A 15,580-nucleotide genomic window follows, 5' to 3' on the forward strand; every position below is an offset into this window, starting at 1 on the left:
CTTATTGCGATGATTGATTTGTGCTGGCGGCGGATTAAATCAGGCTAATCCGAAAGTTTTTCTTATCCCCTTGCTGACAGGTCCTGCGGGTAGGAAACGGCGTAATTTAGCCAGCAGGGAAGCCTCGCCCTTGGGGGTATGGCGCATTTTCCACGGCCCTAGTGCGGCAGTGATAATGCTTGAGGCAACCGCATCCGGAACGGGTGCTTGCTGAACATGCTGTTGAATGGCCTGGGACGCGCTACGACGCTCCAGCTCATAGGCTGGTATTTGAGCGCTTGCCTGTGGGGCATTGATATCGAGATTGGTCTTGGTGAATGACGGTTCTACCAGGGACACACGAATGCCAAATTGGCGGACTTCATGATCAAGCGTCTCGGATAATCCCTCAACCGCATGTTTGGAGGCGGCATAAAGTGCCATGTAAGGCGCTGGTAGAAAGCCCAACACCGAACTGATGTTGACGATACGGCCTGAGCGCTGCTGGCGCATGTAGGGGAGTACCGCCTGGATCACGCGCAGCAGGCCAAAAAAGTTGGTATCAAACAGTGCCTGGGCTTCTGCAAGCGATGTTTCTTCCATCGCGCCCAGCAAGGTGACGCCGGCGCTGTTGACCAGCACGTCAATTCGCTTGGTGTGACTGATGATGTGCTGGATGGTCCGTTGGATGGCGGCTTCGTCACGGACATCCAGCTCCAGCAGCGCAACCCCTGGGATGGGCTGCGCGCCGGTCAGATTTCGCACCGTGCCGAATACCTGGCATCCCTGCTCGGCAAATTTCAGCGCAGTCGCTCGTCCGATACCGGATGACACGCCGGTCACAACAACAACTTTAGTATTCGTCATGGTGCTATCTCCTGTTTAACTTCAGAAAGCGGGTGGGTTGGCAATCAGCTCGGCATTGAAGGCATCAATCAAGGCATGCTCATTCGGCCCCGGATTGGCGCGCAGTGGGCGCACAGCTTCAACCACGACTTCCGGTATTTCTGTCGCCAGTCCTTGCATGGTTTCCGCGATAAAGGCATCCACCGGCATGGCGCGCGGATCGGCCCCTTTCTTGATCAGGTCGGTATCTACCCAGGGCGGTGCAATTTCCTGAACGGTTACATTGGTGTCGCGCAACATGAAGCGCTGCGAAAGGGCATAAGAATGCAGGCCGGCCTTGGTGGCGGAATAAACGGCACTGGGTGCCAAGGGCAGGTAGGCCAGGCTGGAGGTGTTGTAGATGATGGTGGCGCGCGGCTGCTGTTTCAGATGTTCGATCAAGGCTGAAGTCAGCAGGATAGGGCCAAGAAAATTGGTTTCGATGAGGCGGCGGGAAGTGGCCTCATCAATTTCACCGGCGGCATTATCAAATGGCATGATGCCGGCGTTGTTGATCAGAACATTGAGCGTCGGATAGCGGGTAATCAGCACCTTGGCTACTGCGGCAATGCTGGCGGAATCGGCCACATCCAGTTCAATGGCTTCCATGCCAGGGTTGGCGGCAATTACTTCTTCAAGCAGTGCTTTGCGGCGGCCTGCAATGATGACTTTGTTGCCGCGCTGATGAAATGCTTCAGCCAGACCTCGGCCAATACCGGACGCGCCTCCGGTAATAAGAATGGTGTTGCCTTCCAGCTTCATGATGTGTCCTTTGCTTGTCGTTTGAGTGATGAATGTTGTCAGCCCTGATCAGGCTTTATGCGTACCCTTGATGAAGGCTGCGATTTGTGTGGCTGCCATTTCAGGGTATTGGTGATGAGGTGCATGACCTGATTTGGGGTAGGTAATCAAATTCAGGGTTGGCAGTTGCGCATTGAGCGCATACCAGTTTTCAATCGGGAAAATGATGTCGTGATCCGCCCCGATATGCAGGATGGGGGTTTTGGTGGTTTTCAGGACATTCAGTACCTCATCGGATGGAAAGACCGGATTGAGCGGTGTAGTGCCGATTTGGCTGATTGCCCAGTCGGCCGGGACATCAGGGCTGCGCGCGGTTTTTTGCGCCATGATGCGGTCAAACGATTGCTTGGAAGCCTGGCGACTGCCTGCGTCGCTTGGTTCGAAGAAGATGGTGGTGAAGTTTTCCAGGCCGATGCCGGGTACCGCTGCCGCATCATAGAAGAGTTGCTCGGCTGTCTTTACCAGATGACCGGGAGGCGTAGTGGCGAGCAGTACGACATGACTCACCTCCTGTCCGAACATGGCCAGGTAAATCTGCGCCACAATCCCGCCAATCGACCAGCCACCAATCACCACATCCTTGAGGCCCAGGGCATGGATCAGGTCTTTGGCATCTTTAACCATGGCAGCGGGGTTATAGCTGCGCTCACCGGTCGACAGCCCGATGCCGGAATAGTCAAAGGTGATGACCTGATAACCCTGCGCGGCCAAGGCATCGATGAAGGCTGGGTCCCACAGGCCAAGTACACCTCGGAAACGATGACACAACACAATCGGCTTGCCGGTGCCAACGGAACGGTAGGCGAGCTTGCGCCCATCAACCTCGACGAAGCGGGTGCTTGAGGCGGCGGTATTGATATCGCTGCTTGCGCTGGCCTGGGCGGCGGCGCTGGCGGTAAAGGGGACGGAAATCGTCGCCGCCATGGCCGCGCCGGCGAGAAGCATTTGGCGGCGCGCCTGAGAGTCGATGGTGGAATCGCTGTTGTTCATATCATTCATCCTGTGCTCAGTTGAGTGGTATTCGCACTGTGCATTCCGGCTTCCAGCCGCTCACATGAGCGCTTGACGGAGCAGGGATGCTTAGTCACTTGCAAAATGAAAGTTAATGCTAAGACCTTAACTTGTAAAATGCAAGTGACTTGTCTAGAATTTTGTACATGAAAAATGAAAACTCAACGCCCTCATGCCCCGAGGGCTATCGCTCGGCCTGTCCGATTGCCAATGTGCTCGACATTGTTGGCGACAAATGGACGCTGCTTGTGGTGCGTGACTTGCTGATTGCCGGTAAGCATCGCTACGGAGAATTCCAGTCTTCGCCCGAGTCCATTCCGACCAATATCCTGGCGGACAGATTGAAACGTCTGGAAGCTGCCGGTCTGGTAAAAAAGGAGTTCTATCAAGACAAGCCACCACGCGCGGAGTACTTCATCACGCGCAAAGGGGCTGATTTGGCCGGTGTCTTGCAAACAATGGCGCAGTGGGGGCAAAAACACATACCGGGGGTCGTTACCCCTGATCATTTCTGTCAGGCAGAAATAAGAGAATGAAGAACTGAGCGCGCAGGCCGCTGTATGCGGCCGCACCGGCACTCTTCTGCAGGCGGCAATCGCGTTGCCAAACAATTTGCATCTGTGGCAGGCCCGACAGCAGGGCCGCGCCATGTGCTTGCAACGCCATCTGCATGACAATAAAGAAGCTGCGCCTTTGGGCGCAGCTTCTTTTGCATCAGCCATCTATTTTAGCTGGCATGTGCTGCCGGCTTGATTTTGAACCAGATGGAATACATGGCTGGCAGGAATACAAGCGTCAGGACTGTTCCTGCGAATGTGCCGCCAATCAAGGTGTAGGCCAGCGTTCCCCAGAACACGGAGTGCGTCAGCGGGATGAACGCCAGAATGGCGGCCAGGGCGGTCAGAATCACTGGACGCGCACGCTGCACGGTGGCTTCCACGACCGACCTGAACGGGTCTAGCCCTGCTTGCTCGTTTTCCCGGATCTGTCCTATCAAGATCAAGGTGTTGCGCATCAGGATGCCTGATAGTGCAATCAGCCCCACCAGTGCATTGATCCCGAAAGGCTGGTGGAACAGTAACAGCGTCGGAACCACGCCAATCAAGCCCAGTGGACTGGTCAGGAACACCATCACCATGGCGGAGAGCGAACGCACCTGAAGAATGATGATGAACAGCGTGGCTGCCAGCATGATGGGGAACAAGGGCATCATGGCTGCGGTGGCCTTGCCTGACTCTTCAATCGATCCGGCTTCCTCGATGTGATAGCCACTTGGCAGTGTGGTGATGATGGGCTGCAGCTGCTTGGTGATCGCTGCTGATACATCAGGTGGCTGCAAGCCATCGGCAATGTCACCGCGCACTGTGATGGTGGGCGTGCGGTCGCGTCGGCGCAGAATCGGCTCCTCCATGCGCATTTCTATCTTGCCTACTTGTGATAGCGGAATGCGTTCACCATGCATGCCAACCAAGGTAAAGGCGTTGATCCTGGCCGGGTCCAGCCGCGTGCTGCCTGCAGAACGTGCCACCACCTGAACCGTGCGGATATCCTCGCGTACCGCTGTGACAGGCACTCCCTGGAGGAAAAACTGCAATTGCTGCGCCACGGCGCTGGAGCTAAGTCCCAGTGCTTGCAAGCGGTCTTGCTGCAAGATGAAGTGCAGGGTGGGAACGCGCACGCCCCAGTCCGTGTTGACGGTGCGCATCATCGGGCTGGATTCCAATACCTGACGCACCTGATCGGCAATCCCGCGCAATTTGTCCGGATCCGGCCCCGAGACACGGTAAGCAACCGGGAACGGTGAGTAGGGGCCAAAAATCAGTTGGGTAACACGCAAGCGCGCCTCGGGTGCCAGGCCGGCGGCGATGGCTTGGCGCAGCTTCTGTTTCAGTTCATCCCGCTCAGTCTGGTTGTCAGTACGCACCACGATCTTGGCAAATGAGGGATCCGGCAGTTCCGGCCCCATGGCCAGATAGAAGCGCGGAGCGCCCTGACCAATATAGGCGGTGACGATTCTGGCTTCTTTTTGCTTGGCCAGCCACGCTTCCACCTTGGCGGTGGCGGAGCTGGTTTGCGAGATGGCAGTGCCATAGGGCATTTGCACTTCGATCAGCACTTCAGGTCGATCAGAAATGGGGAAGAATTGCTTCTTCACCACCGCCATGCCCAGTATGGCAAGCACAAACAAGCCAATCACCCCGCCAGCAACAAGCCATTTGCGGCCAATGATGCGTCCCAGAAATGCACGGAAGCGGTTATAGCGCGGCGTGTCATAGATGGCGGCATGCCCACCTTCAACCTTCTTGAAGTCAGGCAGCAGCTTGACGCCCAGATAGGGGGTGAACACCACGGCAACCACCCACGAGGCGATGAGGGCAATGCCTACGATCCAGAACATATTGCTGGTGTATTCACCTGCAGAGGATCTGGCAAAACCGTTAGGCATGAAGCCCACTGCCGTGACCAAGGTGCCGGACAGCATGGGTGCTGCCGTGTGACTCCAGGCATAGGCGGAAGCCGCAATCCGGCCATAGCCTTCTTCCATTTTCACCACCATCATTTCAATGGCAATGATGGCATCGTCCACCAGCAGGCCCAGTGCCAGAATCAGCGAGCCAAGGGTGATGCGGTCAAAGTTCTTGCCGCTTGCCGCCATCACCACGAAGACGACGGCCAGTGTCAGGGGCACCGCCGCCGCCACCACCAGACCGACGCGCCAGCCCATGCTGATGAAGCTGACCAGCATCACCACCAACAGGGCGACCAGGAACTTGATCATGAATTCGTCGACTGCGCTGTGAATGTTGACCGCCTGGTCGGTGACTTTGGACAAGCTCATGCCCAGTGGTTGTTCCGCATTGATTGCATCCACTTCGCTATCGAGCGCCTTGCCCAAATCCAGGCCATTCCAGCCGTCACGCATCACGACGCCCAATAGCAGGGCTGGTTCTCCGCCGTTACGGATCATGAAGGTTGCCGGGTCTTCATAACCGTGCTTGACGGTGGCAATGTCTGACAGTTTCAGGGTACGGCCTTGCACAACCAGCGGGGTGTCGCGAATTTTCTGCAATTGGTTGAACGCACCATCCAGCCGGATGAAGATTTCCGGTCCCTTGGTTTCGACTGAACCGGCCGGTGTCAGCGCATTCTGGTTGTTAAGTGCAGCGAATACATCCTGCGGGCTGATTCCCAGTGTCGCCAGTCGATCGTGGGACAGCTCGATAAAAATCCGTTCTGCCTGTTCTCCAATGATATTGACCTTTTTGACCCCGGCCACATGCAGCAGGCGTTGCCGCAGGGTTTCTGCATCCCGTACCAGCACGCGCTGCGGCTCGCCTTTGGCCTTGAGGGCAAACAGGGCGAAGGTGACATCCGAATACTCATCATTCAGGAAGGGGCCCATGACGCCGGCCGGAAGATTGGGTACTTCATCGCCAATTTTTTTCCGTGCCTGATAAAACTCCTCTTTTACTTCAGAGGGCCGCGTGCTATCCAGCAAGGTCAGCGTTGTAAACGCCAGTCCGGGGCGTGTGTAGGTTTCGCTGCGCTCATACCAGCGCAGCTCCTGCAAGCGCTTTTCGATTTTCTCCGCCACCTGGTCTTGCATCTCTTGTGCCGTCGCCCCTGGCCAGGCGGTGACAATCGTCATCACCTTGACGGTGAAGGCAGGGTCTTCGGCTCTGCCCAGCTTAAGAAACGAGACCAGGCCGGCCAATGAAATCAAGACGATCAAAAACAGCGTGATGGCCCGCTCGCGCACGGCCAGAGCGGACAAATTGAATCGACTCTCACTCATGGCTTAACCCCTTGTCCGGCGGTGGCAGAGGCATGGCTTGCCACCTTGACCTGTTCTCCTTCATGTAACAGGTGGGCTCCGAGCGCGACAATGCGATTACCTTGTTTGATGCTGCCGCTAACCCGTGCAGCATCGTCATCAAGCTTGAGAATGGTAACCGGTCGCCAGGAAACCTTGCTCGGATGACCATCAACCACCCAGACGCCCGGTCCTTTGCCGGCATCAAACAGTGCGCTGATCGGTACTTGCAGGCCGCCATTGGCGGCAGGCCGGCCCGCCGGAATCCGGATGGTCACTGTGGCACCCAGGGGGGCGTTGGCCAAGTCTCCATCCAGCACATAGCGTGCTTCGAAGGTGCGCGTCAGGCGGTCTGCAGTCTCTGAGAGCTGGCGCAGTTTGGCTGTAACGCTGACATCTTCCTGGCCAAACAGCGTGGCTTGCGCGGTGGAGCCAACGGCAGGGCGGATGGTTTCTGGTAATTGGATAAGGGCTTCACGGCGACCTGCATGGGCGATGCGCACCACGGTCTGTCCTGCGCTGACCACCTGGCCGGGTTCGGCCAGCGTTTCCATCACCACGCCATCTCCATCCGCGATCAACTCCGCATACCGGCTGGCATTTTTGGCGACATCGGCCTGTGCTTCCGCGGCGCTAAGCTGCGCTTTTGCCGCATCCGCTGCTGCTTTGATCTGGTCGTAGGCCGAAGCTGAAATGGCACCGGTTCCACGCAGCTCGCGGTAGCGGGCTTCGTCTTGAGCAGTCTGCTGCGCGCGTGCGCGTGCTGCCGAGACTGCTTCTTGCTGCGCGTTGGCAGCCAGTCGCAGATCAATAGGATCTATCCTCATCAGCACCTGGCCACGCTTGACGGTTTGCCCGGTGTCAACCAGCCGTTCTAATACCTTGCCCGCAACACGGAATCCAAGATCACTCTGTATCCGTGCTGCGATGGTGCCGGTAAAGGTGTGTGCTTCAGGCTGGCTTTCCTGAACAAGAGCGGTGCGGACCAATGGCGTATTGGTGCGGGGATCTGGTGGTGCTTCTTCGCCGCAAGCGACCAGGGCAAACGGCAATGCACAGATGAGAGTTGAGATGGCGAGGCGATGCCGGGGCATGAAAGTCCCTTTGACGAAATGATCAGGACTTTCAGTATTATTCTTGTGACTAATTTAGTCAATAGTCACTATTATGTTATGCCGCTAGGGCGCCAGGCTGCGCAGCACCAGGCTCGATAGGTGGGTGGGGGCTTCTTCGGCATTGTCGAAGTTGTACTGCAAGATAAGTGGGTGCAGATAGGGATGCAGAACCAGATAAACGGCCTTGGCCATTTCATCCAGAGGCGTCTTGCGTTCAAAGTCCCCGTTCTGTCGGCCTTGCTGCAGGATATCTTGCAGCAAGTCTTGAATGCGCTGTTCGTAAGCAACGGTGGCGGCCCAGCGTTCACCGGCGGCAGAGGCGGCTATCTCGTACAGCTTGCGATCCTGAAAAAACAGCCTGAGGCTTGATTTTACAATGGTTTTGAACATTCTTCGTAGCTTCTCCGGTGCGCCTTCGGCTTCGTCTACCGCTGCTCTGACATCTTGTTCGATCTCTAGCAGGCAGTTGGTGCAGATCATCTCTCCAATGGCTTGTTTGGACTCGAAAAACTTGTAGATATAAGCCTTGGAGAAGCCGATGGCCTTGGCGAGGTCGGACACGGTTGTCTTTTCGTATCCATAGAGACTGAAGTGCTCGGTAGCGGCGGCCACGATTTGATTGCGTACGTCGTGATCAGCCGGGCCTCGGGCAGCCGCGGAGGTGGTGTGTGTATTTTTCATGCGTGATAGCTTACACAGCGGCTCTAAAATTGACAATGAGTGACTAATATGTATTATGGTCACTATAGTTCATCTTGATTCGGAGTCTGCCTGTGTTGACTAAGCGCCCTCTTGCCTTGTTCATGGCAGCCAGTCTGTTGACTGGCTGTGCCGTTGGTCCTGATTACGTCCGGCCCAAAATATCCTTGCCCGATCACTACATGGGTGCTGCTGCAATCGAACAAGGGCATGCTGCCACCAAGGTCGACTTGCTGGCATGGTGGACCGGGTTCGGCGACCCACAACTGAGTCGATATGTCTCGCTGGCATTGGCGCAGAATCTCGATCTGGCGCAGGCATCCGCGCGCGTGGTGCAAGCACGGGCCGGGCTGGGAGCCGCCAACGCGGCCTTACTGCCTTCTGGCAATATCAGTGGACAAGCGGCCAGGGCTTATCAGTCGGTGGAAACGTCCTTGGGGCAGGTGTTGAATACGCAGCCTGGCTTTAACCGTTACGGCAATGATTACGCGGCCAATCTCGGTGCCAGTTGGGAACTGGACATGTTTGGTGGACTGCGCCGGGAACGGGAAGCGGCACTGGCCGAGTATCAGGCTTCCGAAGCCGGTGCCAACGCCGCCCGCTTGGCTGTTGCCGCCCAGACTGCTGACATCTACATCAGCATCCGCGGATTGCAAACCCGCCTGGATATCGCCCGGCGACAGGTGCAGAAACAGCAAGAACTGCTTGGCAAGATTCAGCTTCTTTACCGCAAAGGTTTGGCGGCAGAGCTGCAGGTAAATCAAGCAGAAGGAGTGCTTGCTCAAATCCAGTCTGCAGTCCCCGTTCTTGAAACCGGGCTGGATGCCGCGATGAATGCTCTGGATGTGATGCTGGCTTCACCACCCGGCACCCATCGTTCCGAACTGGCTGCAACCGGGGCGATCCCGCTTGCTCCGCGCATCACTAGTGTTGAATCTCCTGGTGAACTGCTGCGGCGGCGGCCAGACCTCATCGTGGCCGAGCGCCGCTTGGCTGCATCCAGTGCGCGTATTGGTGTTGCCGTTGCCGAGTACTATCCCAAGCTCTCCATGACCGGGCTGGTAGGCAGTGCAACGACCATGTCCTCCGGTAATCTGTTCACCAGTGGTGCCAGCCAGGCTGCCGCGGTATTCGGGCTACGTTGGCGTTTGTTCGATTTTGCTCGCATCAACGCGCAGATTGATCAAGCCAAGGGGCAGGAGGCCGAGATGCTGGCGGCCTATCGACTGGCCGTGCTGCATGCTGCAGAGGATGTTGAAAATGCCTTCTCGGCGCTGCTTAAGCGGGAAGAGCAATCTGCAGTCCTTGCCCGTGGGGTGGATTCACTTGGCCGCGCCCGGTCCGCGTCCTTTGCCGCCTATCAAAATGGGCTGGTGAGTCTGATTGAGGTATTGCAGGCAGATGAAAGCTTGCTCAGTGCCTCGGATGCAGAGGCGCAAGCGCGCACAGAAGCCGCCCGCGCCGCAGTTGCCGCATTTAAGGCATTGGGCGGTGGTTGGCAGCCGTCCGTCGCTGGATAACCCCGCTACTGATTCGGGCTGGAATTTTGCCTGCTTTCTGCAGCAGGCGCGCGGCAGAAACCGCAACTGGATTCAGCGCAGCCCGCGTTCACTAACATTCTTTGTCAATACGGCAGGGGGGGCCAAGCTCCCCCGTTTGCCGTGACAGAAGGCGTTGGCGGCGCGAATAAAAACCCTGCCGCGGCCTGGCAGCTCCTTGCCGTACTGCAGGTATTGTCGGGCGGCAGCGCGCCATGCGCCAGAGACGCTAGGCTGTTTTGTTAGCCGCGCTTCGCGTCCGGAGCGCTGCAGGCCGCTCATCGCGCACCCTGCACCATTGCGCCAGCGGCTGGCGTGGCGTTACCTGCCCCCTCAAACACTTGCTCCCCCGGCCTGATGGCGTCTGGTATTGCAGCGCCTTGCGCCGCTTGGCCTGCGCCACATGCATTGCGTCAGATTGTTTGCGCCCGGGGTATGTGTACTTGCGCACAGATGGCCTGTGGCAGTTCAGGCAGAGTCATGCAGGCTGGCTTGTTTGCTAGCCAGGTATCAGTCTGTAAGGTGAAACATGCAAGATCAGTATTTTGCAGACTGCCTGTGTCGTGATTTTTGATCACTGGAGTCTTCTCATGATCAATATATTCTTGTTGTCGATGATGCTCGGTAGCCATCCCTCCCACCGCATGTTGGCAGAAACCGATGCTGCAAACAGTCCGCTTCCCATCACTAGTCCCATTGCGCCAGCGCCAGTCGATCCGGCTGAACATCTGCCTCCTTCTGTCGTCATCCGTGACGCACAGCGCGCAGCGGCAGATGAATATGCCGGGAAAGCAATTGCCGCATACCCGGAAAACTATCGTGCTCACTGACAGCTCACTGCCCAACATCACCTTCATGCTGCTGCGGCCTGCTGCCGTAACCATGCATGGTGATATCTCTGGAGAATTCTCATGAACAAACGTTTCTGCATGGCCCTGACGCTGGGTATTCTGATGAGTGCCTGTACCACCACCATGCCTACGCAGCAGGCCAGCACCATGTCCACCCGGCAGGCGATTGATGCCAACTCCACCGCGACATTGAACAATCTTTATCGTCAGGCCAAAGGATCGCGCGAACTGGTGGCAAAAGCCAAAGGTGTGCTGGTATTTCCATCGGTGCTGACTGCCGGCTTGATGGTGGGCGGGGCATATGGTGAAGGGGAGTTGCGCATTGGCAATCAAGTCGATGGTTATTACAAGACCATGACCGGCTCGTTTGGCTTTCAGGCCGGGGCGCAATCCAAGGCCATTATTTTCCTGTTCATGACCCAGGATGCACTGGATCACTTCCGTCAGGGCAAGGGCTGGACGGCTGGGGTGGATGCCAATGTGGCCCTGCTGACTATTGGCGCAGATGGATCGGTGGATACGGAAACGGCCAAGGCCCCCGTGGTTGGCTTTGTCATGACGAATGGGGGATTAATGTTCAATATTTCCTTGCAGGGGACAAAAGTGTCCAGGCTTGATCCCTAACGCTTGGGGCAAGATGTCTGGCATTGATCATTGTGCGGCTTTATCCGTGCGCAGGCATGCTTGCATGCCGGGTGTAATTCCTTGGCGGAGTGTGCATCCGGCATGAATAGCATGCTGTTAGCAAGGCAATATTCATCCGTACATGTATTCCCGTGACCATGCCAGCGTATCGGCATGGCGTCCTGCCGGTTGGCACAGAATCTGGTAAATGCTGATTACATCGTTGCGAAAGGCATAGGCACACCCGGCCAGATAAATGCGCCAGATACGGTAGCGTTGCTCGCCGATTTCCTGCCGGATCTGCCTGCTGTTGGCTTCGTAATTCTGCGACCACAGGCTGAGCGTCAAGGCGTAGTGTCGACGCAGGTTTTCCACGTCCAGCACTTCCAGCCCGCCTTGCTGCATGCTGCTCAGGGTGCTGCCGATATGGGGTAGCTGGCCGCCGGGGAAAACATATTTGTCGATGAAATTACCGGCGCCGAATGGCGCGTCCCGCTGCTTGGTGCTTACCGAGGTGATGCCATGATTCAGGGCCAGGCCATCCGGGGTGAGCAGATTCCGTATCTGTCTGAAGTAGCCCGGCAGCCCTTTGATGCCAACATGTTCAAACATGCCGACACTGGTGATGCGGTCAAAGCGGCCGCTGAGGTCGCGATAATCCATCAGGCGGATTTCCACCCGGTCCTGCAGGCCTGCCAGGCTTACCCGCCGTGTGGCTTCGGCATACTGCTGTTGTGACAGGGTGATGCCCAGGCAGTTGACATCGAATTGACGCGCCGCGCGGATGAGCAGCGCACCCCAGCCGCAGCCGATGTCCAGCAAGCCATGCCCGTTTTGCAGTTTCACCTTGCTGAGGATATGGTCGATTTTCTTGATTTGCGCCGCTGCCAGTGTTTCATCCCCCTGCGGGAAATAGGCGCAGGAGTACACCATTTCCGGGTCCAGCCACTGGGCGTAAAAATGGTTGGACACATCGTAGTGGTACTGGATGGCCTGGCGATCGGCCCGGCGATTGTGTGAAAACAGCAGGCCGGCCAGTCTTTGCAGCGGATAGCGCTTGCCACGGCGGGCCAGGGCATGCGCCATGTCGATGATGTCATCAAGCTTGCCCTCGATATCCACCAGGCCCCTGACATATGCCTCGCCCAGATGGTCCAGCCGTGGGGAAAGCAAATAGCGCAAGCCGGCGGGCTTGCGGATGTGCATGGTGACCAGCGGCTGCTCGAACAGGCCAAAATCAATCGCCTGGCCATCCCAGACCAGGCGGGCAGGTAGTGGGCTGTGCTGGCGCAAATGGCTGGCCAGCCGTTGCATGCGTTGTTGCCAGATCATGTTTGTCCTTCCTCCTTGCGCAGCAGGTGGTTATGGCAGCGCTGTGGTGCTTGGGGTATTGCCGGACCCGCTGTGCTTGCCGGCAGCCAGGGACCGGGCGGCGGCGGGCGTGTTGCATGATGTGAATGGCTGTGACCGAACCGTGTGACACAGGCCGGACCAGTCCGGCCTCGGCTGGGCATGCCGCTATGACTTGTGCGTGTCCAGGAATTGCTTGACCTGACGCTCAGCTTCTTCACGCGACACGGCATAGCGCTGCTGGATCAGCCCGGCCAGTTGCTGTACCTCGCCTTCGGCGCGCAGCAATTCGTCGTCCGTCAGCTTGCCCCAGACAATTTTGGCGGCCCCTAGGTGCTCCTTCCATTTGCCTTTGAGTTCTTCGGTGCTGGGCAGGTGCAGCCCACTGCCGTGGTGACTGACTTCGTCGGCAGCCAGTGTGCTGGCCGTGGCCTTGTCTTGTTCTGCTGAATTGCCCATGGACTACTCCTTTGCGGATGGCGTGCTGCGCCACATGGCGTGCCTTGGCCTGTCTGTAGCTTGGGCGCGGCCATGGCGGTGGTCTGTACGCCAGCGCACACCTTGAACACAGCTAGCGCAGTGTGATTTGCCTGACTTCGGTGTGTTGCCGAACAGAGCGCCTCTGCCGCGGGGAGTAGAAGCAAGTATTCACCATCAATACGTGTTGCTTGTGGCACAAGCGAGCGACACTTCAGGCACAGGAGAGGGTAATGGAGCAGATGAATCACAATACGGATGGCAGTCACCGCAGCAGCAGCAGCAGCGGGTCGGGCAGCTATCTGATGGGGGCCAGTACGCTGACCGGTGATGCTGTTGTCAACCGTCAGGGTGAAGTTCTGGGAGATATCAGGGAGATCATGCTCAATGTCAGCAGCGGGAAAGTGGAATATGCCGTGCTGGCCTTTGGTGGTTTCATGGGCATCGGTGGCAAGCTGTTTGCCGTGCCCTGGCGCGCACTGGTGCTGGATGCCATCAACAGGCGCTTCATGCTGAATGTCAGCAAGGATCGCTTTGCCCATGCGCCGGGTTTTGACAAGGCGCAGTGGCCGGACATGGCCGACCCCACCTGGGCCGCCATCGTCCATGATTTTTACGGTACCGACCTGTACGGCGAGTAAGTCTGGTTGGCCATGCGGCTGGTGTGAACATGAGCATCAGCCCGCTATCGCACGCCTCTTGGCAGGCGTGTCATCATGTTGGAAGCAATGGCGGTGATGCTGTTTTTGCTGTGGGCCTTGGGGATGGTCTCTTCCTACACCATGGGTGGCCTGATCCACCTGCTGCTGGTGTGGATGCTGGTCGTGGTGCTGGTGCGTGTGCTGCAGGGGCGTCGTCTCTAGCCATGCTGGCAGCAAACCGTGTTGCTGCCAGCATGGGCGCAAGGTGGTGTAGCCATGGGTGCAATGCGCAGCAATCTTGCCGCGCCGTGCGCTGCCATGTCCACGGATGGCAAAAAACGCCACCGTGCCGATTTTTGCTGCTACGCACTGTGCAGCCTTGCCAAGGTGCTTCGGCCACGCATGGCAAGCGGTGATACCGCAAGGCTGCGGCGGCTATCCTCGCTTGCTTGCGACATACCCGATCTGATAGCAGGCCGTACTTGTCTCCAGTTGCCTGTCATCCGGTGACGCAGGCCATGCCGACAGGCGCAGCAAGCGCCATTGATGTGGATCGAAGGCACTCAGCACACATAAGGCACCTTGCCTGTGCAGCGCGGTGGCAAGCGCTTGCTCCTGCTGGCGCAGTGCCTGCAATGATTGGCCGGGTGCAATGGGGAGGGTTTGCTGATGACAGTGCGCCGCTGCAGCCATCTCCGCGCTGCCGCTGCAGTGCCATACCGACCAGATATCGATTTGCGGTCTGCCGAAGTCGGCACACAGTGCCTGGAAACCGGGGCTGGCCAGAAACTGGTTGATGCCCTCGTTATCCTGCCAAAGATAGAGCGGCGCATAGGTATTGAGGGTATCCGGCTGCCGGACATCATGTGCGGACCACAGGTAGGCTTTCCATTCCAGGTGGGGAAAGCCATCCAGCAGATGACCGCGTTCACGGATGCGCTGGCGGATGATGGCCATATCGTAGTCGGCGGGCAGGACAAAACGGTATTGCATGGCGAGCATGAGGTGTCTCCTAGCGGTCGTGTTCTGGCAGTGCAGACTTGCCCTTGCCAAATGACCAGTCTTCCAGTCCGGTGGTGCTGATCACCACCATGATGTCCTCTGGGCGCAGGCCGGGGCTGGCTTCCAGCCGTTCGGCCAGCCGGGCAAAAAAGGCGCGCTTGCAGGCGCTGCTGCGTGCGCGCCCTGCGGTGATGTGAAACAGAATGAAATCCTCACTGCGCGCAGCGGAAAAATATTCCCGGTCAAACACCAATTCACCAGGCTGGCATTGCTGGAATACCTGAAAACAGTCGCCGGCAGGCACCTCAAAACTTTCTTCCAATGCCTGCTGCAGGCTGTCCGAGATGGCTTTCAGCCAGGATGGCGGCTTGCCTGCCGCCAGTGCGATACGGGTATAGGGCATGCGGTACTCACTTTCCCTGCGGAATGGTGGCCAGCACATCCACCGCCGAGGCCGCGGCAGGCCAGCCGGCGTAAAAGGCCAGATGGGTGATGAGTTCGCCCAGTTCGGCCCGGCTGATGCCGTTGTCCATGGCCAATTGCAAGTGAAACGGCAGTTGCTCCAGCCGGTATAGCGCGGTGAGGGCGGCAACCGTGGCAATGCTGCGTTCGCGCGGGCTCAGGCCGGGGCGTTGCCAGATGTCGCCAAACAAGAGCGCTTGGGTGATATCGGCCAGCTTGGCGGCCTCCTTGGCCATGTTTTGCATGCAGTGAGAAGAAGGGGTGGACATGCCGGATTTCCTTGCTGTTTTTGACAGCACCCAGCTTAAGCAGTCAGAATGATTTTGATAAT

At 57.7% G+C, this 15,580-nt stretch carries 17 protein-coding genes; 6 read left to right on the forward strand and 11 right to left on the reverse strand.

Annotated elements, in window-relative coordinates; all coding sequences use genetic code 11:
• Positions 1 to 39: 39 nt before the first annotated feature.
• From DLM_RS02595 to DLM_RS02605, 3 genes are read right to left on the reverse strand one after another with little or no spacing between them, the layout of a single operon-like run.
• Positions 40 to 846, reverse strand: coding sequence for an oxidoreductase (locus DLM_RS02595; RefSeq protein WP_089084929.1), 807 nt, complete (start codon positions 844 to 846; stop codon positions 40 to 42).
• Positions 847 to 867: 21 nt separating this feature from the next.
• On the reverse strand, positions 868 to 1,626 hold the full coding sequence (locus DLM_RS02600) for an SDR family oxidoreductase (protein ID WP_089084928.1): 759 nt from the start codon (positions 1,624 to 1,626) through the stop codon (positions 868 to 870).
• A gap of 48 nt (positions 1,627 to 1,674) precedes the next feature.
• Positions 1,675 to 2,655: an alpha/beta fold hydrolase gene (locus DLM_RS02605; protein WP_197715495.1), complete on the reverse strand. Its 981-nt coding sequence runs from the start codon at positions 2,653 to 2,655 to the stop codon at positions 1,675 to 1,677.
• Between the two features lie 167 nt (positions 2,656 to 2,822).
• Between DLM_RS02605 and DLM_RS02610 the strand changes: the two genes are divergently transcribed.
• The gene (locus DLM_RS02610) at positions 2,823 to 3,212 is read left to right on the forward strand and encodes a winged helix-turn-helix transcriptional regulator (RefSeq protein WP_089084927.1); all 390 of its coding nucleotides are present in this window, start codon (positions 2,823 to 2,825) and stop codon (positions 3,210 to 3,212) included.
• Between the two features lie 191 nt (positions 3,213 to 3,403).
• On the opposite strand, the gene DLM_RS02615 is transcribed toward DLM_RS02610, so the two are convergent.
• The 3 genes from DLM_RS02615 to DLM_RS02625 form a co-directional block, all read right to left on the reverse strand.
• Positions 3,404 to 6,472, reverse strand: a complete 3,069-nt coding sequence (locus DLM_RS02615; protein ID WP_089084926.1) for an efflux RND transporter permease subunit — start codon at positions 6,470 to 6,472, stop codon at positions 3,404 to 3,406.
• Positions 6,469 to 7,584, reverse strand: a complete 1,116-nt coding sequence (locus tag DLM_RS02620) for an efflux RND transporter periplasmic adaptor subunit (protein WP_089084925.1) — start codon at positions 7,582 to 7,584, stop codon at positions 6,469 to 6,471. The genes DLM_RS02615 and DLM_RS02620 overlap by 4 nt, the downstream gene beginning before the upstream one ends.
• An 84-nt stretch (positions 7,585 to 7,668) precedes the next feature.
• Positions 7,669 to 8,286, reverse strand: coding sequence for a TetR/AcrR family transcriptional regulator (locus DLM_RS02625; RefSeq protein WP_089084924.1), 618 nt, complete (start codon positions 8,284 to 8,286; stop codon positions 7,669 to 7,671).
• 122 nt (positions 8,287 to 8,408) lie between these two features.
• Between DLM_RS02625 and DLM_RS02630 the strand changes: the two genes are divergently transcribed.
• The 3 genes from DLM_RS02630 to DLM_RS02640 all read left to right on the forward strand — a co-directional run bounded on the left by DLM_RS02630 (position 8,409) and on the right by DLM_RS02640 (position 11,317).
• Positions 8,409 to 9,824, forward strand: coding sequence for an efflux transporter outer membrane subunit (locus DLM_RS02630; protein ID WP_089084923.1), 1,416 nt, complete (start codon positions 8,409 to 8,411; stop codon positions 9,822 to 9,824).
• Positions 9,825 to 10,432: 608 nt separating this feature from the next.
• Positions 10,433 to 10,672 carry a hypothetical protein gene (locus tag DLM_RS02635; protein WP_145985752.1) on the forward strand — a complete coding sequence of 80 codons (240 nt, stop codon included), beginning with the start codon at positions 10,433 to 10,435 and terminating at the stop codon, positions 10,670 to 10,672.
• Positions 10,673 to 10,753: 81 nt separating this feature from the next.
• Entirely contained in the window at positions 10,754 to 11,317 is a 564-nt protein-coding gene (locus tag DLM_RS02640; RefSeq protein ID WP_167467025.1) for a YSC84-related protein, read from the forward strand.
• A 132-nt stretch (positions 11,318 to 11,449) separates the two neighbouring features.
• Here DLM_RS02640 and DLM_RS02645 read toward each other — a convergent pair whose 3' ends face one another.
• Entirely contained in the window at positions 11,450 to 12,649 is a 1,200-nt protein-coding gene (locus DLM_RS02645) for an SAM-dependent methyltransferase (RefSeq protein WP_089084921.1), read from the reverse strand.
• Positions 12,650 to 12,835: 186 nt separating this feature from the next.
• Entirely contained in the window at positions 12,836 to 13,126 is a 291-nt protein-coding gene (locus tag DLM_RS02650; protein ID WP_089084920.1) for a CsbD family protein, read from the reverse strand.
• 251 nt (positions 13,127 to 13,377) lie between these two features.
• Here DLM_RS02650 and DLM_RS02655 point away from each other — a divergent pair, with 251 nt between their 5' ends.
• Both DLM_RS02655 and DLM_RS02660 read left to right on the forward strand, forming a co-directional pair.
• Positions 13,378 to 13,785, forward strand: a complete 408-nt coding sequence (locus DLM_RS02655; protein ID WP_089084919.1) for a PRC-barrel domain-containing protein — start codon at positions 13,378 to 13,380, stop codon at positions 13,783 to 13,785.
• Positions 13,786 to 13,860: 75 nt separating this feature from the next.
• Positions 13,861 to 14,007, forward strand: coding sequence for a lmo0937 family membrane protein (locus DLM_RS02660; RefSeq protein WP_119313184.1), 147 nt, complete (start codon positions 13,861 to 13,863; stop codon positions 14,005 to 14,007).
• 213 nt (positions 14,008 to 14,220) lie between these two features.
• Here DLM_RS02660 and DLM_RS02665 read toward each other — a convergent pair whose 3' ends face one another.
• Genes DLM_RS02665 through DLM_RS02675 form a run of 3 tightly spaced genes read right to left on the reverse strand, consistent with a single transcriptional unit; the run spans position 14,221 to position 15,518 of the window.
• Complete coding sequence (locus DLM_RS02665) at positions 14,221 to 14,787, reverse strand: DUF4865 family protein (protein ID WP_089084918.1); 567 nt, start codon at positions 14,785 to 14,787, stop codon at positions 14,221 to 14,223.
• Between the two features lie 10 nt (positions 14,788 to 14,797).
• The gene (locus DLM_RS02670; protein WP_089084917.1) at positions 14,798 to 15,190 is read right to left on the reverse strand and encodes a tautomerase family protein; all 393 of its coding nucleotides are present in this window, start codon (positions 15,188 to 15,190) and stop codon (positions 14,798 to 14,800) included.
• A 7-nt stretch (positions 15,191 to 15,197) separates the two neighbouring features.
• Positions 15,198 to 15,518: a carboxymuconolactone decarboxylase family protein gene (locus DLM_RS02675; RefSeq protein WP_089084916.1), complete on the reverse strand. Its 321-nt coding sequence runs from the start codon at positions 15,516 to 15,518 to the stop codon at positions 15,198 to 15,200.
• Between the last annotated feature and the right edge of the window lie 62 nt (positions 15,519 to 15,580).

This window comes from Aquitalea magnusonii, assembly GCF_002217795.2.
Lineage (GTDB): Bacteria > Pseudomonadota > Gammaproteobacteria > Burkholderiales > Chromobacteriaceae > Aquitalea > Aquitalea magnusonii_B.

What these genes read in the sequence shown, in the direction of transcription:
- DLM_RS02665 (WP_089084918.1), bottom strand. Translation starts at nt 14,787, where the DNA reads ATGCTCGCCATGCAATACCGTTTTGTCCTGCCCGCCGACTACGATATG.
- DLM_RS02610 (WP_089084927.1), top strand. Translation starts at nt 2,823, where the DNA reads ATGAAAAATGAAAACTCAACGCCCTCATGCCCCGAGGGCTATCGCTCG.
- DLM_RS02640 (WP_167467025.1), top strand. Translation starts at nt 10,754, where the DNA reads ATGAACAAACGTTTCTGCATGGCCCTGACGCTGGGTATTCTGATGAGT.
- DLM_RS02605 (WP_197715495.1), bottom strand. Translation starts at nt 2,655, where the DNA reads ATGAACAACAGCGATTCCACCATCGACTCTCAGGCGCGCCGCCAAATG.
- DLM_RS02615 (WP_089084926.1), bottom strand. Translation starts at nt 6,472, where the DNA reads ATGAGTGAGAGTCGATTCAATTTGTCCGCTCTGGCCGTGCGCGAGCGG.
- DLM_RS02620 (WP_089084925.1), bottom strand. Translation starts at nt 7,584, where the DNA reads ATGCCCCGGCATCGCCTCGCCATCTCAACTCTCATCTGTGCATTGCCG.
- DLM_RS02650 (WP_089084920.1), bottom strand. Translation starts at nt 13,126, where the DNA reads ATGGGCAATTCAGCAGAACAAGACAAGGCCACGGCCAGCACACTGGCT.
- DLM_RS02625 (WP_089084924.1), bottom strand. Translation starts at nt 8,286, where the DNA reads ATGAAAAATACACACACCACCTCCGCGGCTGCCCGAGGCCCGGCTGAT.
- DLM_RS02645 (WP_089084921.1), bottom strand. Translation starts at nt 12,649, where the DNA reads ATGATCTGGCAACAACGCATGCAACGGCTGGCCAGCCATTTGCGCCAG.
- DLM_RS02675 (WP_089084916.1), bottom strand. Translation starts at nt 15,518, where the DNA reads ATGTCCACCCCTTCTTCTCACTGCATGCAAAACATGGCCAAGGAGGCC.
- DLM_RS02660 (WP_119313184.1), top strand. Translation starts at nt 13,861, where the DNA reads ATGTTGGAAGCAATGGCGGTGATGCTGTTTTTGCTGTGGGCCTTGGGG.
- DLM_RS02630 (WP_089084923.1), top strand. Translation starts at nt 8,409, where the DNA reads ATGGCAGCCAGTCTGTTGACTGGCTGTGCCGTTGGTCCTGATTACGTC.
- DLM_RS02635 (WP_145985752.1), top strand. Translation starts at nt 10,433, where the DNA reads ATGATCAATATATTCTTGTTGTCGATGATGCTCGGTAGCCATCCCTCC.
- DLM_RS02670 (WP_089084917.1), bottom strand. Translation starts at nt 15,190, where the DNA reads ATGCCCTATACCCGTATCGCACTGGCGGCAGGCAAGCCGCCATCCTGG.
- DLM_RS02600 (WP_089084928.1), bottom strand. Translation starts at nt 1,626, where the DNA reads ATGAAGCTGGAAGGCAACACCATTCTTATTACCGGAGGCGCGTCCGGT.
- DLM_RS02595 (WP_089084929.1), bottom strand. Translation starts at nt 846, where the DNA reads ATGACGAATACTAAAGTTGTTGTTGTGACCGGCGTGTCATCCGGTATC.
- DLM_RS02655 (WP_089084919.1), top strand. Translation starts at nt 13,378, where the DNA reads ATGGAGCAGATGAATCACAATACGGATGGCAGTCACCGCAGCAGCAGC.